The following is a 16,658-nucleotide window of genomic DNA, read 5'->3' as shown; positions in this document are numbered from 1 at the left end:
ATTTTCCTTTAATGACACTCAGGTTTATTGAGCCATATTAACTTATAATGAATGAAAATATAACTTGTTACTATTCCCCAAGTTATAAAACTCCGACTCTGCCTCATTGCAATGAAAAATTAATTTACCATTAAACCCTAGATATTGATATTGTTCAAAAATATCAACACCATGAACCAAAGGAATACCTGAAATGATTTCTTCTTTAGATTGAGTCATAATATCCAATACCCATCCGCAATATTCTCTAAATGTTACTCTCAGGTGGTATGTTTTGTTACCAAGTTGAATATCAAATTCTTGGTTTTTATTTGATAGTGGTATCTCTAAAATATCCATCATACTTACCTAACGAATAATATTTAATATTGTTTCTAATGCGCTCTGATTTACAGGTTTGGGCGTTACCGTCCACCTATCAACTGTCCCTCCAGTGACTTCGGGAATTCTTTGGTTTTCTAAAGGAGCCACATTTTTATTTTTAGTCTCAACAATGATCACCTGCCTTAATGTCAAAGTGACCATAAGGACGTTTTCACTGGTTTTTTCCGTTGTAACTTCAATCGCTCGGATAAGCATATTTTTGTAATCACGTTTACCAGTGATAACATCAAAAGGCTGCTTAGTTGCCCGAAGGTCTAATAATTGCTGATAGATTTCGCGGGGGCTGCTACCCAGCTTTAGCCCCGTAGAAACATCAAACATCGTGGAGGTGTCGAAGCCATCGATTAGCGAACCGCCACCAGCAAAGCCAATTTCCATCACAACTTCTGAGGGTCTATCGAAAGTGTGATCACTAACTGTAAACCCTTCGCCTCCCGGAACTTGAACAGGATGTTCGGTAATTTCAGAGCTGTCAGAGTGCTTTTCTGATATCACCACGCTGGGGACTATCATGCCGATTTTTCGAGTGCCTTGAGAAAACAGCGTACCTAAAATATCCATTAACCCACCTTGTTTTCTAAGTTGCGTACCAATATCTGATTTTGTCGTCCCACAGTCTCACCCGTTAACGCTGCGGTCTCATGTGGCGACTGCCCTCCTGTCACATTGATGTTATATATCGGACTAATTGATACCTGCTTAGATGAATTAGAGTCATTGCGAATGAGATACTCAGGCACAAACTGCCCTGATTGCCCCATGCTGCCAAGGTTTGATGCGGCTCGGTTCATGCTTTCCGCATTGAGATTTATCGGTGCAGATGCCTTGATTGTTGGGTCAGGCGCTCCTGTGATAGCTGCAGTGACCAGTTCTTTTGAGTATGGGAACTGATTCGAGTTTTCGACAAGTGACATAGCTCTCATCAAAGCATGCATAACATCTGGATCATTTAAATCAAGCTTCTGATTACGCTTAACGTTTAGCTCATCACTCACTCGTTTAATATATGCTTCGGTATCGTTACCTTTATGGGACTTTGGCGCCCAAAATTTAATGATATCCTCAACTGTTTGAAGCTTTTGATATTCAGCGGCTTGAGATGTTCCGTTGTAATACATCATCAGTTGTCGTGCATTGGCTCGGAGACCTTCATATGCAGATCCAAATGAAGCAAAAATACTGCCTTCTTTTTTATAAGCCCCTCTCTGCTTAGCGTACACTAAGTTAAGTGGGTTATTATTCCGAATGCCTTTTGGTGTTTGTGTTCCAGAAAAGGATAAGCCGCCTGAATTGGAAACTCTTTTACCTAATTCACTATTTTTAATAGCATCCCATGCATTACTTAAGTGACCGTTTTTCAGTTTCAGCATGTCACCAATAAAACCTGTTCCGGGTATTATGCCATTGGTTGCATTGGCAAATGCTATAGCCTTCTCTTCATTGGTTGCGTTAGGATTTTTAAAGGTATATACGGCAACCGCAGCATTACCAACCTTTTCTATCGCCTTGTCATTGAATTTTTCTAGCTCCTTGAATACTTCATCAATTTTACTTTTCATTAAATCAAAAGTAAGGATAGCGCCGCCAATCAATAAACCCGGCAAGCCAAACATTCTAATGAAGCCGGCACCAACCTTAGTTAGCGTGGCCAGAATGCTAAGCATCCATTTACCACCAAGGAATAAAGCAAATCCCCAGAATACAGTTTCCCAGCCACCAATCATCTCTACAAAACCGGAATCCCATTCCCAAATTTTTTGTAGTGATTCAGTGACAGAGTCAATCGTACCTTCCCACTCCGACCAATCAATGGCTGATTTGCCACCTTCTTTCCATGTTTGGTAGTCATCCCACAATAAGAACAAGGCAGTTAATGCGGCAATCATTAATCCGATTGGAGAGGTGAGAAAGCCTTTATTTAACGCCCACCAAGCCGCCAGCACAAGACCAAACGTTTTAATCAGCCCTTTACTAGAATCATCAAGCGTATGCCACCAGCCAATTAAATCCCGTATTCCCTTACCAGCTCGATACACAAGGTGATTAAGTATTTCCGTTAACGTCAAAATAGCGTTAACAATTTTTAGGATGATTTTTTCAATTGTTGGGAAATTTTTAACCAATAATTCTGTGAACCGCTCAATACTTGGCGTCAATACCCTTGCCAGTTCACCACCGATTTTATCCTTACCGATCCCCACCGCTGCAGTCAGTTTTGAGAATTGCGTCATAAACGCATTCCCTTGCTTCGCAGCAAGATCGGGGTTATAACCGATGGCTTTCATCATCATTGTGTATTCAGAGGAATACCCATGTAAACCACGGCGCATGGCCAGTAAGGTGTTTTCGTCAATACCCAACGCTTGCCCGAACGCGGTCGCGCGATACATCGGCATTTTTGATAACCGGTCACCCACTAAAGCAACCAGTGAAGCGGTATCTCGGAGGTTTCCATTCGCATCACGAGTTTGCACCCCGATATTTTTCAGGAAACCCTCACCTCCTGGTGTATTACGTAAAAATGCCCCCAAACGCTCAACAGATTGATTAAACCCATTGATATCGCCACCAGCCTGTTTAACCGCATAACCCAATGATTTGATACTATTGGCTGTCGCACCGGTTCGCTGTGCTTGCCAATATAAATCATCTAACCCTTTCGATATCTGCGCAGTAAAACCAAGAATAACAGCGGCGGCACCTTCAACCGCTGCGCCAGCTTTGAATGCTATCGAGGTGATTTCACCCAACACTGAGGAAAATTTCTTAGCTCCCGATTCATCAACATCAAAGCCGAGTGAGACCAAAAAATCACGCATTGTTTCAACGTTATTGCTCATTACGGTACCTTTCGATTAACGCCTCGTTTTCGGCTTCGACATCCAGAAAATCATTCATTCGAGCGATATCCCCAAGGGATATAGTGCCATCCAATAATGATTCATACTTACACATCCCTTTACCGACTGGTCGCATCAGAAAGTAACGACCATCCGGTAAAGTTTCGAGTTGAAGAGAGTTTGTTAGATTGACTCGTCGGTCACGGCTGGGATAGGAAAAAAACTGCTAAGGGATTCCTGAATAACATGGCCAACAATTTTAAACAGATCAATACCGTTGATATCGTCATACATCAACTGCTCGTTAGCATAAATTGCGGACCATGTGTCCCCTGATTTACGGCTAACAACGGAGAGACAAATATCATTAATTTCAGCACGTTCTTTTTTACCCAGCGCACGAACCGCCTCGGAAATAGCCGGCAACACATCCGTTAAATTATCTTGGCTGAAGCTTTTTCCTTTATCCTTTAGCAGTGGCGCCAATGCACCAAATGCAGGAACCAGCGCAAAGGCTAAGTCTTGTTGTTGAAATGCATTTAACTTACCTGAGCGATATGTGTTGCCGTTAATTGTAAATTCCATTAAAAGACTCCTAGCTGTGTATCAATTTTACCGCAGTCAAATACCCAAGAAACGGTATTACCTACTTTTGCATTCTGCCAATCGGGAATACGCTTGAACGCAACCGAACGGCAAACTGTGGTGTCATTGCTCACTTTATTACGAATAGTGATCACGTTATTCCCCCATGTTGCTGAGGAAAATTGCTGCAGGTTATACATCATATTTAACTTAGCATTTGTCGGGCTGGTTTTTAGTAACACAACCGTCACCGTACCGCCTTTTCCTGCGTGCAATGAATGCATAACTTCACCGTCTGCGCCAATGGTCATGGTGTTTTTATCTTCTGCCATTGAAACGGTAATCCCTTCTTCGGAAACTGCTGCCCCGTAGCCGAGTTCAAATAAACCACCCACCCCCGCAATGGAGGCGGATACATCCATAAAAGAATATGTATTAGACATGAGTCACCTATCGATTCACGTTGATAATAATGTCACTGTAATGAATAGCACCAGCAAGTTTGATCGCACATTGCAATACAGGGGCTTTACGTGCTTCACGGTCAGATTGGGCTTGTGTTGCAACTGGTGGCGCATAGATATAGCTTCCTTTGGTTAGCATCGCACCTGTCGTTAATGCACCAAATTCATCACCATTCCATACACCAGGAGCAACTAACCCATTTGTTGCCGCTTGGTCGAGTGATTGCTCAACATTAGTGATCAGTGACGTCACACCTTCATCCGTTTGCGGTATTTTGGTTGTGCGTGTGTAGAGCAAGTTAAACAAGTTGGTTTGCACGTAGTTTTGCAACCAATCAAGCCCGTGGCGCTCATCAATGAAATCACCGTTAGCCATGACCCCTTCTTGGATAATGGCGGTGTCATTGTTGTAATTTACAAACACGTTACCGCTTTTGGCGTTAATGGCTTTTGCTTGCGAAACAGTGAGTGTTTCAGCCGTCACGGTAGGCTCTTGTTTGAACTTCAGGGTGATCGTGGTGTTGTTACCATTGAAATTGACCGTAAACATACGACCAAATAAGGAAGCGACTGCATAAGGTTTGCTGGACGTATACTGCCAGAACGTACGCGCATACTTAGCCGCTTTGAGTTTTGAGCCAATATCAGTATCAACATCTGCATCAAGAACCGTCGTTTTCATGACTGTGTGGCCGTAAACTCGCGACAGCGATTCGGCTTCGATATAATCCGCAACCGCCAGCACATCATCATCCGTCAGGCTTTCATCAGCGATCACTAAGCCATACCACGCACCGGAGATATCTGCCATTTTCACCACAGCTTCTAGCGCAGTTTCAGGTTTTTGAGGTGAGACAATCAACGCGCCAGTGCTTTCATCACACTTCATCAAGCCACCAAGGTAAGTTCCGGCTGAACCCGTCGAAAAGTAACCAAGCTCCCCCGTTTTGGTGAGCGTGATAGTGAAGCGATCGCCTGTCCAGACAACCTCTGCATCGGTCAGCTTTTCGGAGACTCGTTCAGCAACCCCGTTAAGGTTGGTTTCCTTGGTTAAGTCTACACCGATAACAGTCGTTTCTTTGCCGGCTACCGTGATATTAAACGAGCCATCCGCAATGGTGTTAAAGTTTGCCATCGCTTGTTCTGTTTTCGTCAGTATCGCACCACGTAATACCGCCAGCGTGGCTGTTTTGTTCCATTTTCCGACAAAGAGATCAATAGGGCGAGGTGACTGTGAATAGTACAATTGAGCGGCTTTATACTCAGGTGAATCCACCCCAAAATCTGCCACAACAGCATCGAGTGTACTGTATTGACGAATACGCTCATGCGCATCAATAACGTTACTGGCCCCGAGAATAAGCAGGGAGCCAAAATTACGAGACTGTGCAGCACGCGCAGCCATATTCACCGTCACATTGACGATGTTAGAAACAGGTAATCCCTGCATAGATTATTCTCCAAAGAATTTAACGGGGGCGTCTACGATTGTTTTGATGCCGTACTCACGAACCACTTTGCGGCGTAATGTCACCGTAATGTCGTAACGTCTTACCCATTGATTGTTGATAAGCTCAGGGGCGGGTCGGATCCGACCGCAGTCGATATAAGAAAGGTTAACCCGAGATAGTTCCGCGTTATTCTGACTAACAAACAAACCATCACGAAACTGAGTGGCTATGCGTTGCCCTTGTGGGCCATAAAAGCAGCATAAGATTTGCATGCTTTCATGTGACCATTGTTCATGATGGTGTTCGGAAAGCTGGACAGCAGCAGGACTATGTTCATTATCAAAATCCATAATCCCAAATGCACACCAGTTTGTACCTGCAGCAGGTATTTTGGGTTGCGTTTCTGTCCATCGTGGCAGCACCATTTTTGCCGGAAGCCCTGAAACCGCTCTTATCCATCGACTGATTTGACGTTCCAGTTCTTCATCGTAATCGGGCATTGCCCCTACCGGTGTTAGATATCCAGATGAAGTGCTGTCGTTACTCAATAGGCTGCCCTCCGTCAAACTCCATCAATTCGCAATGGGCCTGAACAAATCCAGCCCCGTAAGCTGTATAGGGATCAACAAATGTAACGCGATACTTTCGCCCTTGATACGTGACGATATCGGCATCAACACCTTGATAGCCTTGAGTTAGACGAAACTGCGTGACAATTAAGATCGCGCCACCAATGGCCTGTCCTGCTTCCATCCGTTTTGCCTCGAGAGAACGGTCAACGGTCACAACACCAGCAAAGTGTAGGTTTTGCGTGCTATTTGTGGTGAATCCATCATCATCAGTTACCTGAGTGCTTCGATGGCAAACCAGCGACATATCGACAAAATCAGGATCTAACAAAATTTCGCTAACATCGAGTAAAGGCATTATTCCCCCTTATTTCTGACAAGGTAGGTGATGGATTTAAGTAAGCTACTGGTGTCATAGAGTGGCTTTTCACCATCCATCCCTTTAGCTCTACGTTTCTGTAGCGTTGCTTCTGAAAGTGGCTCAAGGCGATCACCATCACTGATAACTTTTTTAGCTGCATTCGAGGCAACCATACCGGCTCGTTCTAATTCCCGTTGGGCTGCTTCAAATTTGCCTGTTATGGCATAATCCGCAGCGGCAACTAAATGGCTGGAAGTGATATCTCGTGTATCTTCGATCCCCATATCGAGAAAGGGGCGTGGCGGCAATGTCACCGTTTCACCACCGATACTGATTGTTGCCCCCGTTGACTGTAGATAGCCCAGTTCAGCATTATTGAGGTATTCACCATCGTCACGCTGTGCTTTGTTAGCGGGAATACCCACCAATACATCCATGTTTGATAGCTTTTTAATTGCCGTCAAAATGGCATCCGCATTATCCCGAGTTATCTTTACGCCACTCATAGTAATTGCCTTCCACCAGCGCCAAACATTGACCACCACCAATAGAACTCTCGACCGTAACCCGTGTTATTCCAAAACCCAGCATCAGGGTTAACTGTGCCGGAAGTGTCATAACCCACAGAAACTTTATCAATCGACTTAGATGAGACAACACCGCCGCCTGAACTATTAACCCCGCCGCCCATAGCAGAGACTGCCAGTGAGCGCCCTTTTAACTCCATGTAATGAGCCGTGAACAGTTCGGATAGATAAACAAACTGGTCACCATGCTTATCTTGGTCAAGCAAAGTATCAGCAAGTCCTAAGTAAAAACTGATTGAGGTATCGGGATATTTAGCGGTATCGGTGAATTCAGGGAAGTCAGTGCGGAATTTATCAACTGTCGGCAGAAGACTGTTTCTTGCCATCCGCAGCCCCCTGTTTTTTATCTGTTTTGGTTTCCACTGTAGATGCCGCTTTCAGAGCGGTGATTTCATCCGACTGACTCGCGATGAGATCGTCTTTTTCTTTCAGTGTGGCTTTCAGGGCTATGATTTCATCTTCAAGCGATTTAATCTTTACACCCATGTTTTTGCTTTCTTCTTCTTTTTGTAGCTCAGACTCATCAAGAGGTTTCGCATACGCTGAAAACGCCCAATGTTCTGTCACTTGCTTAGAAAATTCAGCGCTATCATGAATGCCTTCAAGCAAATCAAAATGAGTGCCGTCAGGAAAGCTTAATTTAGCACCTTTGGCAACGATATATTTCATCGTGTAACTCCAATAAAAGGGCGGGTTTCCCCGCCAGCATTAAGCGGCAGGAATATCCAAATAAGAGATGGTATTTGAATAAGGCGTTTCCACTTGACCTAATTTACCGTAGTAAACAGTCAACTGTTGCATACCGCGATACTCAAGTGGCGTATTCAGCAATGGAACCATTGGGAAGCGGACATACTTCTCGTCTTGGGTATACGCAACAATACGATGAGCGCCACCAGCACCACGCTTAGAAGCAAACTTCATCGAAACGATTTCTAATGGCTCACCGTTTTCTTGGAATGCAATTGTGTTAATTTTCACGTATTCCAAGACAGAGATATTCCCTGCTGAAGAGACTTTTTTACTGGCCAGTAAACCAAAAAGCTCAGGCGCTAAACCAATTTTACCCGGGCAGACCGCATAACCAGAACGCACCCACGCATCCGTCAGGACTAAGTTGATATCCTGCACAATAACATCAGGGTCGGTAGTCGCTGTCCACGGCGCAGCAGCTGCAACAGGTGACACGCTTGGTAAATTGAGTAAGCCTGGTACTCCTAGCTCAGAATCACCGATATACACTTGCTCATCGGTGTCCATTTGCCATTTCAGCTTCATACCTTCATATTTCTGGGTATCGATAGGACGCCCTAATTTCTGAGCAGAAGCCAACTCTAAAACTGTCCAGCCCACTTCCTGCGCCCACGGCGTCAAGTTGTTACGGGTTGGATCAATGCTTAGTTCAATACCAGCAATCGCGGTACCTTTTTTACCCATCCAGTTTTTACCGTTAGGATTTGGACCACCGACACTAGCAAAATCGGTATTCGTAAATGAAGACACTTCATCTGCAATCGAGATATCGCTGCGCAATGGCATATCTCGCGTCCATTTTACTGACGCTAATGGTAAGTTTAACGTCTGATCCATCCGCTCTAATTCGCCAACTAAAAATACACCGGCTGAGTCGATGGTTGCTCTATCAACTGTAAACATTCAATACCCCTTAGATGTTGTAAGCAATTTCAATGCGACCGTCAGCTTCACCCGGCCCCATAATTTCAGCATTAGGTAGCTGAGGTGTGTTTTCTGCTGTTGCATCAGCTTTTAAAACAAACGAACCAATCGGACTTGCTTCAGTGCCACCAGCAACACGAATAAACACCGGATCGCCTTTTTTCGCATTCAGCGCATTTCCGCCAGTCGCTTTAACGCAGATATAACCTCGCTTGAGATTGTCAGCCACTTGGTTAGCTGTAATGCCTAAATGGGCTAAGTCCGTTAATGACGTGATTGGGTAAGGGCGAACTAAAATACCTTTCACCTTATCTGCCGTGTCCCCTTCTTGGAGTGGCACGAACTTGTCTGAATCGTATTTACCCACCAGCCCATAACTTAAGAATGGCTTTTTATTGTCCAACGTAACGGCTTCTACTGTCGATTCGCGAGGACGAGTAATACCCCCGACAATGCCGATTGGCATGCGGGTTAAATATGCATTTCCTGCCATGTGATTACCTTTATTTGTTTTTCTTCCAGAAATCAGCGTTCATTTTGTTAATTTCCGCTGGTGTCATGTGTTTTGTACGCGCTGCACTATCAGTGGTAGAAATACCCTGATTGATAGGCGCAATATGATTTTTGGCTTTATTCAGCTCGACTGCACCTTTAAAGACCGCATCAACCGTGGCTTTTGGTGCTTTACTGTAGTCTTGAATACCAAATGATTTAAGGTAAGCGCTATCACCTGTGCGGAAAGCATGATCAAGAACTTGGCGCTTGATCCCTTTATCACCTGTAGGCTTAAAGCCCGGGCAAATGATTTCAGCATCCGCAATGAGGCTTCGACGGTAAGCCGCATCACCCGTTACCTTTTTATCCTCTTCTTCGTCATCATCGCCTGTTTTGGTATCATCGTCAGGATCCGTATCAGCCGTTTCGCCTTCTAGCTTCTCTAAGCGCGATAAGATAGCCTTTGCCCACTCGGGGATTTCATTATCACCGGTCTGATTTTCAGGCTTATCTTTACCCTCATCGGTTGTGGTGCGCTCACTGACAGGTAATGCGGTTGATTGTGAAGGCGTATTCATATTGATAGTGACACCCGGAATAGAATTCATGCCCTCAGATGGCATATCCGGCGCTTCGTCGATAAGTTGCTGTAATGCAGCCTCATCTTTCGTTTTGATTGCGATACCCAATTTTTTAAGCCATGACATTACAGGCCTCTCCTTCTTTTTGGTTGGGGCTGAATCCCCGATAGAACAACGAACACCCGCCCGGCCTTTTTCAAGTCCAACAGCCAAGTGATTGCCCGTGATTTGATATTGTTTCCCTTTACCCGGTGATAGCTGCTTGTATTGCGCATCATAGCCACAACTGACCTCAATCAGCCCCGCATTGATAGCGTCAATAGCTTCTTGCCGTTTAACCAACACATCCGCAATGAGTAGGTCTGATTTATCACCTTCCCCTCTGCGAACATTTTGAATATGTCCATGCGCTAATTCGGCAAAATTAGAGGGGTTAACAAAAACGATATTGCCGTCTTTATCTTCTGGATGCCTTAATGTGACTGCGACACCTTCAAATGAAGCCATTGTTTCTTCTGAAAACACTTCATCTTCAGTTCGGTACACCGTCACCGTTCCACTAGTATCAGGCTCTAATCCGATTTCTTCGGGTAAGTAGACTTGAGAGCCAGTACGCGCAATGGGAACGTTTTTACACAGCAATGAGCCATCAGGCTGGAGATATCTCGTTTCCCCCAGCTTAGTGACAAAAAAGTATTTCATGCTTTACCTGCCAAATTGCAGACAATAAAAAAGCCGCACTAGGCGACCTGTTAGAATCTGGCTTTCGGTACATGTACCTCTGACCAGCATTTACAGTTAGGTAGGCATCCCGCATGCCCGGTCATGCCGTCTAGCGTAGGTGGGTTATGCCAATAAACGAATTTATCACGCATTTTCTTGTGTGACGGTCTAGTGCCTGCGCCCTCTATTCGCCACCAATACCCCTCCGAGCCAATTGATAATGCCCTCGCTTGAGTAAGTGCGCCTGTAGCTCGCCCTATTTCAGTTCTGGCGATGAGCTTCGCTCTGCTGGACGCTACGTTGCCCGTTTCCATTATCATTTGATACAGCGCATCAGGGCGCTCACCATTGATAACTGCTTCAATTGCTCGGGATTGAATATCTTGAACACGCTCAGCAGCTTCAATCGGAATTGATTTCATTAACTGAATTTGTCGATAGACAATATCTTGAGCCACCTGACCGACTGGTGTATTGCCAACCACGTCACGCAACCCCTCAGATATTTGCTCTGATACAGAGTGCCACTGCCCCCACTCTTCACGCTCAACTTGCGAGAACATTTTATGGGCCACCAGCGTAGACCATTCATCCAGCATGTGAGAATAATCAATTAGGTTGCTGGTGATGACCCCCGCGCTATGCTCAGAACCATCGTAAGAGCCAGTGACGATTTGGTTTATCTGGCTCACTATCGCCTGTAGGCTTTGTTGGTATTGGATCTCCGAACGACGGCGCAGTGCCGGTTTCAAATTCATCCGTCTCCCACTGGGCTTTCGCATCTTCAATATCCTCGTCTGTGATTGACCCCCCGATACCTATCACATCAGAAATGTTCCGTAGGTCATTCATGGCCACATGAATAGGGATAATCTGTCGGTCTACCAATGTGCCCAGTGCTGTAGCAATATTATTTGCCATTGTTGCTCGGTCGGCGTCTGACATATCCCAGAGCTTATTAAACTCAAAGGTCAGGTCTTCCGGTAATTCTTCGCCAAATAATGAACGCCAAGAAATATCCATCAACCAACGAATATGCCGCCTTAAGTGTCGCTCTTGTAGTGAGTTGATACGGCTGTAATAGTTTTCTAAGTCACCGTCCCCCGTACTGAACCCCGAGGGAGATTGACCAAACAAACGTACAAGTGGGATGCCTGTAGCGCCTGATACCTGTTCAGCAAAGCGCAATATGACATCAGCGATACCTGAAAAAGAATAACTATGAGTGGCGAATTCATCGTCTGAATCCATCAGCGTCATGCCCTCAATAGTTTGAAATTCGCGGATCATATCTAAATGCCGCATTAATCCTTTTTCTAAATCACCACCGGTTGCCAGTATCTGCCTTAAACCTTTGATGCTGTAAGTTCTAAGGTGTGCTTTATGAATAAGCTGAGTTGTTCCTGCACTTGCAGTATCAAAACCTTGTATCCGCTCAAAAATACGCTCTACTACCGACATCCCCCAACCATTCTCAGTCAGTGCTTGCTGATAGGGTAACTTGTCACCTTCCATTCGTATTGCGCGAGAATAGTGTATCTTCCAGCCTTGCGCTTCGTTATTGCCTGCGATGACTCTGTAATATTTCGGCTTTCCGAAATGCGGGCCATACTCTGTCACTAAATCATCATAGGTTGGGTCTAACTGCCAGCGATCAAGGCACATTACGCCCTTAAACTGCCCCTTATCCACTGTTTCTAGGTTTAGCTCTGTTGAAATATCTTGTCCATCGATAAGGACAACAAGAATTGCGCCACCATAAAGACGAGACCATTTTAACGTATCGTTTAATCCATCCCAGATAGCTGCGTTATCCCAGAAATTCTCAATCTTACCCTTTTGCGTTGGCTTGAGCCTTGAGCTAATACTGACGCCTTTTCGGGTCATATCATCTGCAATAGCGTCAACACCCGCGCCAACTAAGAACGATGAACGATAAGCGAATTCAAGCATGGTTCGGTTACGGGTAATGTAACCGGGAACATAAGTGCCGCCCGTTTGAATGTTCTGTGTTTCTGGGCCAATTTTGGCTTGGAAGTTATTGTACCCGTCAGCTGTTTTAACGGGCTTTTTTGCGCCGTTTCGGCGTTGCTTACGAGACATTTAAACCTCATGATAATTTATTAAAAAGGAGGGCTATTTAACATAATGGTGCTTATGTGTACCGCGACTTTCCAACTCAATTAAAATGTCACCTATAACGGGCAAAAGTAGATATTTTCTCACTCTAAATCGCCCGTTATATTGTTATTGATTTGTTAATGAAAACCAGAAATCAATTTCGACGCCATTTCAATCTGAAAGAGCTATTTCTAGCAATTAGGTCTGTTTACCCAAGGAAGCCCAAACACCCAGATCACCTTCGCTTGTAATGTAACCATCAAGGGAGTAGCGAACCGCATCCCAACAGTGGTTATGCTTATCTTGCACTACAGGTAAAATCTCACCCGTCATTCTGTCTACTTTATAAGAATACAGTCGGGCTTCTTCTAACATGTGCTTGCATCGAGGATGGATAATGATTTCCTCAAAGCCTTTAAGATATGCGATACCATCTTCAACACTACCGGGCCATTTAGTTGCGCCATCAATAACAAAGCCTTGGCGAGATAAATAACTTATTGTCTCTGGCCGGCTGTTATCTGCATGAATAGGCCACTTCCTTGATTGCGGTATACCAGGATATTTCTTTTCGTCGCCCTCTTTCCACTGTGTAAGCTGTTCAGCAGTTGCCCCATCCTTACCAGCGTAGAACTTCCATAATTCATCAAGCTCAACGCCTACTCCGTATGCCTCATATTCGATATAAAGCTTGCGCCCTATGATGAAACAACGAATTAATGTACTGGGGTCATTGGCAAAGCCGAAGTCACCACCGAAAAAGAGGCGATCTGCCTGTTGCCACAAATCATCAGGGAACATTTCTTCTCGATACTTACCAGAGAAGATAACCGCCTCACTAATTGCCCGAGGCAGCCCTAACCAAATATGCTCATAAGCTTCATAATCAACGCGCTTGCAATACTCCATTTCATGGCGAAGTACATCAGGGAAAAAAGCATTATCGCTGTAATTAACACGAAAAATAATAACGCCACCGTCAGGCGGGTCAGCCTCGTGTCGCTTCATTAACTGATAGGTCGGATCCGTTTCCTCTCGCGGGTTAAACGACACCCAAACCTCAGATTTATTAGCTCGAACAGTAGGGCCTAAAATGTCCCAACTATCTTGTGATACTGTTTGCGCTTCTTCTACCCAACAAACACGGATGCCATGCATCGATTTAATGCTGTTGATATTGTTACGCAGACCTTTGAAGGTAAATCGAGTTCCGTTCAACCCTTCAATTTCATTATTCTTCACTTTGTAGAAGTGAGATAAACCAAGGCTATAGATTTCAGACTCTAGCAATGCCAATACAGAATCATTGATAGAATTTTGGAACTCACGAGCACAAAGTATCGTCATTGACTCATTAGCACCCAACAATACAAGCGCTCGGGCAATCTCTACAGATTTACCACCACCGCGCCCGCCATAAGTCCAGCGCCAACGAACTGAACCAATCGGCTTATCGTATAGAACCGAAGGAACCCAATCGCTACTAAACGAATAAAGAACGCCATCTATTATTGTTGGGTGCTCTGCTTTCCCTCTCGTAGTTTCTCCATGTGTGCATCCCAAACTTCAGGAGGGCACGTAGCTGGAGTGACGATACAAACTTTTCCATAACTTAACCCGGCTAATTCAACGTTCACCTCTGTTTTATTGGTGCTCATTTCAATACCGGTTAGCTGTGCGGCGTTTTTTATGTTTGGTGCTACCTGACCAAACTTTTTATCTTCAAGGGCATCCTTGGCTGCTTTGAATGAAAGGTCAGCCAAATCTTTAGCATTGAACGTGACAAGTAATGCTGCTTCTTGGCGCAACTCTCTAATGCGCCTGCGAACATCAGGACGCTTTAATAATATTGGGGCTTGAGTGTCTGCTCGCGTTGGTGAGTATCCTGCGCAAATTGCAGCATCTTTCTGCGTCATCCCTTGCGCAATATTCTGTGCAAAGCTTTCGTGCTGAGGCTTTAATATCCCCGCGGGTTCCGTCGCTTCATTCTGCGAATTATCTGAATGTTCGTTTTGAGTAGCATTAGTGCTAGGTGTACTTTGCTCAGTTTTGCGAATTCTTTTATTCGCAGTTTCATTCGCACTTTTTTTTTGCGAATTCGCACTACCGTTCGCAATCTTAATGTAGCGTTTCGCAGTTGAGTATTTTAACCCTTGTTCTTCGCACCACTCTTTCGGGGATATTCCTGATTCGGCATGAGCGGCGAGGAACTGTTGTTGTAGCGTCCCCCAATCCGGTTTAGCCATCGTGTTTATCTCCTTAGCTTATTGGAAAACTTACTCAATAGTAGGCTTTCTAATTAACTAAAATACTTAAGTTAGGCATAATATTATCCAATGAAAAAAATCAGTTACGGACATGACCGCTTTAACTAAAGCCTGAGATTTTATTATGCAAAAATATCGTTTTTATCATGCTGATCGAGCCAATTCATTACATTCAGGAATGATCATAGATATAGATGGGTTATCTATGTTTGGCAAACAATACACAAACATATATGACTTACATAAAACTGTTAAGGATTTAAGTGATTCAGAAAATCGAGAGCGCACTCTTGAATATGTAAGACAAAATATTTCTGCTTTTTCTATTAGGCCTAGCCGCCTTAGCTCTTTTTTTGCTGCGCTATCTATTGAAGATGCTATTTATTTCGCTAAAAGCATAACTCCAATTATTTATGGAAAAATAAATATTTATGAAGTATTTGCTGATAAATTCTTCACGTGTGATAGCAATTGGTTGGATTACAAACCTAGCAATGACGCTGATTACCTCGAATATGCTAAAAGATACTGGTGGGGGGAAATAACAAATCATGCGCCAGTTACAGGGGAGCGAAGGCCACCTAAGCTAGAAGTTCTTTTATCCTCTCCTATACTCGTTGGAGCACTAGTTCATACTGTTGACTTACCCGCCTCGGATTAGGTCTGCTATAGCCTCATTTAATATTCTCAAGGCTAATTTGGAATCGTCAGTTTCTTTTGCACTAGAAAGGGTTGAAAACACTATTTCTCCCTTTTTATTTCTTATTGTTAGTGAGTGGCAGTCAAGGGTAATACCTAGTGATTGGGTAGATTCTTTATTATTCTTCATTATATTGGATACCTTTAATTATGTAGATTAAACTCATGCGGTCTCTCCCGCAGTCACGTCATTTCTTCTACCCACAGCAAACGTTACTGTGATATGCCCGACAAATAACCAAAACGGTGGTATTCATTGTTTTTGATTCTCAGCATGCGCTCACTACATAAGGAAGATAGGTCATAGCTAACATATGAGACAGCGACAATGCGGCGCGTTCCTCATCATGGGAATTAGGTTAATTAGCCTGTGGTTTTTTCTTTGCTTGTTCTATGGCTTCAAGTTGCGTATTTGCTTTATCGATGGTTTTCAATAAAGGATCTATCCACTCGATAGCCTGACAATATGTTAATTTTCTGGCGGTAATGGCACCAACACCTGCTGCGTCAATACGCTCGGGATTTCCATACAAGGTGCTGGCTCGTAAACGGTATGTGTAGTTGAGCAGCCCATCAGTAACAAACTGAGGCACAACAAGATCACAAGTAGGCTCTTTCTTGAGAATGGTTCGGTATTCAATGACTTTCTCCTGCGATTTCGCTTCAGATAGAAGCCCATTGCGGTATGCTGTACTGGTTAGCTGATTGATGCGGTTAAACTCAAATGATTGACTGGCAATTATCTTGCTTTGATTTGTATTGTCCTTTTGTAGTCTCTCATTCTCTTTTTCAAGTAGTTTGTTGTTATCGTGAACAGTAACAACCCACCAGCCTAGACCAACAACCATAATGAA

The 16,658-nt window shown here is 44.1% G+C and carries 21 protein-coding genes; 1 reads left to right on the top strand and 20 read right to left on the bottom strand.

Annotation, left to right across the window (positions count from 1 at the left end; translation table 11 throughout):
* Positions 1-42: 42 nt before the first annotated feature.
* From M0M83_RS07705 to M0M83_RS07620, 19 genes are all read right to left on the bottom strand, one after another.
* Positions 43-342: a phage baseplate plug family protein gene (locus M0M83_RS07705; RefSeq protein ID WP_248468112.1), complete on the bottom strand. Its 300-nt coding sequence runs from the start codon at positions 340-342 to the stop codon at positions 43-45.
* A gap of 6 nt (positions 343-348) precedes the next feature.
* On the bottom strand, positions 349-945 hold the full coding sequence (locus M0M83_RS07700; RefSeq protein ID WP_248468111.1) for a phage baseplate protein: 597 nt from the start codon (positions 943-945) through the stop codon (positions 349-351).
* Positions 945-3,224, bottom strand: coding sequence for a hypothetical protein (locus M0M83_RS07695; protein WP_248468110.1), 2,280 nt, complete (start codon positions 3,222-3,224; stop codon positions 945-947). The genes M0M83_RS07700 and M0M83_RS07695 overlap by 1 nt, the downstream gene beginning before the upstream one ends.
* A complete protein-coding gene (locus M0M83_RS21510) occupies positions 3,214-3,339 on the bottom strand; it encodes a DUF6889 family protein (protein WP_264188032.1) in 126 nt (41 codons plus the stop codon). Before M0M83_RS21510 ends, M0M83_RS07695 begins: the two co-directional genes overlap by 11 nt.
* A gap of 68 nt (positions 3,340-3,407) precedes the next feature.
* Positions 3,408-3,809 (bottom strand): phage tail assembly chaperone, encoded by a 402-nt coding sequence (locus M0M83_RS07690; protein WP_248468109.1) that lies wholly within the window; start codon positions 3,807-3,809, stop codon positions 3,408-3,410.
* Positions 3,809-4,252 carry a DUF3277 family protein gene (locus M0M83_RS07685; RefSeq protein ID WP_226693594.1) on the bottom strand — a complete coding sequence of 148 codons (444 nt, stop codon included), beginning with the start codon at positions 4,250-4,252 and terminating at the stop codon, positions 3,809-3,811. The genes M0M83_RS07690 and M0M83_RS07685 overlap by 1 nt, the downstream gene beginning before the upstream one ends.
* Before the next feature lie 7 nt (positions 4,253-4,259).
* On the bottom strand, positions 4,260-5,723 hold the full coding sequence (locus M0M83_RS07680; RefSeq protein WP_248468108.1) for a DUF3383 domain-containing protein: 1,464 nt from the start codon (positions 5,721-5,723) through the stop codon (positions 4,260-4,262).
* Positions 5,724-5,726: 3 nt separating this feature from the next.
* The gene (locus M0M83_RS07675; RefSeq protein WP_105881002.1) at positions 5,727-6,272 is read right to left on the bottom strand and encodes a phage neck terminator protein; all 546 of its coding nucleotides are present in this window, start codon (positions 6,270-6,272) and stop codon (positions 5,727-5,729) included.
* Entirely contained in the window at positions 6,265-6,651 is a 387-nt protein-coding gene (locus M0M83_RS07670) for a head-tail adaptor (protein ID WP_248468106.1), read from the bottom strand. The genes M0M83_RS07675 and M0M83_RS07670 overlap by 8 nt, the downstream gene beginning before the upstream one ends.
* Entirely contained in the window at positions 6,651-7,160 is a 510-nt protein-coding gene (locus M0M83_RS07665) for a hypothetical protein (protein ID WP_048606721.1), read from the bottom strand. Before M0M83_RS07665 ends, M0M83_RS07670 begins: the two co-directional genes overlap by 1 nt.
* Positions 7,157-7,567 carry a DUF4054 domain-containing protein gene (locus tag M0M83_RS07660; RefSeq protein WP_105881000.1) on the bottom strand — a complete coding sequence of 137 codons (411 nt, stop codon included), beginning with the start codon at positions 7,565-7,567 and terminating at the stop codon, positions 7,157-7,159. The genes M0M83_RS07665 and M0M83_RS07660 overlap by 4 nt, the downstream gene beginning before the upstream one ends.
* Positions 7,536-7,910 carry an STY1053 family phage-associated protein gene (locus tag M0M83_RS07655; RefSeq protein WP_248468104.1) on the bottom strand — a complete coding sequence of 125 codons (375 nt, stop codon included), beginning with the start codon at positions 7,908-7,910 and terminating at the stop codon, positions 7,536-7,538. Before M0M83_RS07655 ends, M0M83_RS07660 begins: the two co-directional genes overlap by 32 nt.
* Before the next feature lie 39 nt (positions 7,911-7,949).
* Positions 7,950-8,897: a DUF2184 domain-containing protein gene (locus M0M83_RS07650; RefSeq protein WP_248468102.1), complete on the bottom strand. Its 948-nt coding sequence runs from the start codon at positions 8,895-8,897 to the stop codon at positions 7,950-7,952.
* Between the two features lie 10 nt (positions 8,898-8,907).
* Positions 8,908-9,411 carry a structural cement protein Gp24 gene (locus M0M83_RS07645; RefSeq protein WP_248468100.1) on the bottom strand — a complete coding sequence of 168 codons (504 nt, stop codon included), beginning with the start codon at positions 9,409-9,411 and terminating at the stop codon, positions 8,908-8,910.
* A gap of 10 nt (positions 9,412-9,421) precedes the next feature.
* Positions 9,422-10,696, bottom strand: a complete 1,275-nt coding sequence (locus M0M83_RS07640; RefSeq protein ID WP_248468098.1) for a DUF2213 domain-containing protein — start codon at positions 10,694-10,696, stop codon at positions 9,422-9,424.
* A 50-nt stretch (positions 10,697-10,746) separates the two neighbouring features.
* Positions 10,747-11,295 carry a phage minor head protein gene (locus M0M83_RS07635; protein ID WP_336432238.1) on the bottom strand — a complete coding sequence of 183 codons (549 nt, stop codon included), beginning with the start codon at positions 11,293-11,295 and terminating at the stop codon, positions 10,747-10,749.
* 67 nt (positions 11,296-11,362) lie between these two features.
* On the bottom strand, positions 11,363-12,820 hold the full coding sequence (locus M0M83_RS07630; RefSeq protein ID WP_248468096.1) for a DUF1073 domain-containing protein: 1,458 nt from the start codon (positions 12,818-12,820) through the stop codon (positions 11,363-11,365).
* 216 nt (positions 12,821-13,036) lie between these two features.
* Positions 13,037-14,284, bottom strand: coding sequence for a PBSX family phage terminase large subunit (locus M0M83_RS07625; protein WP_248468431.1), 1,248 nt, complete (start codon positions 14,282-14,284; stop codon positions 13,037-13,039).
* A 62-nt stretch (positions 14,285-14,346) separates the two neighbouring features.
* Positions 14,347-15,084, bottom strand: coding sequence for a terminase small subunit (locus M0M83_RS07620; RefSeq protein ID WP_248468094.1), 738 nt, complete (start codon positions 15,082-15,084; stop codon positions 14,347-14,349).
* Between the two features lie 145 nt (positions 15,085-15,229).
* On the opposite strand from M0M83_RS07620, the gene M0M83_RS07615 reads away from it, so the two are divergent.
* Positions 15,230-15,766: a hypothetical protein gene (locus M0M83_RS07615; RefSeq protein WP_248468093.1), complete on the top strand. Its 537-nt coding sequence runs from the start codon at positions 15,230-15,232 to the stop codon at positions 15,764-15,766.
* Positions 15,767-16,163: 397 nt separating this feature from the next.
* Here the strand turns inward: M0M83_RS07615 and M0M83_RS07610 are convergent, their stop codons facing one another.
* Positions 16,164-16,652, bottom strand: coding sequence for a hypothetical protein (locus M0M83_RS07610; RefSeq protein WP_248468091.1), 489 nt, complete (start codon positions 16,650-16,652; stop codon positions 16,164-16,166).
* Positions 16,653-16,658 lie beyond the last annotated feature (6 nt).

Source organism: Providencia rettgeri (assembly GCF_023205015.1).
GTDB lineage: Bacteria > Pseudomonadota > Gammaproteobacteria > Enterobacterales > Enterobacteriaceae > Providencia > Providencia rettgeri_E.
The sequence above is the reverse complement of the archived record's forward strand: the minus strand, read 5'-3'. Positions and strand labels throughout refer to the sequence as shown.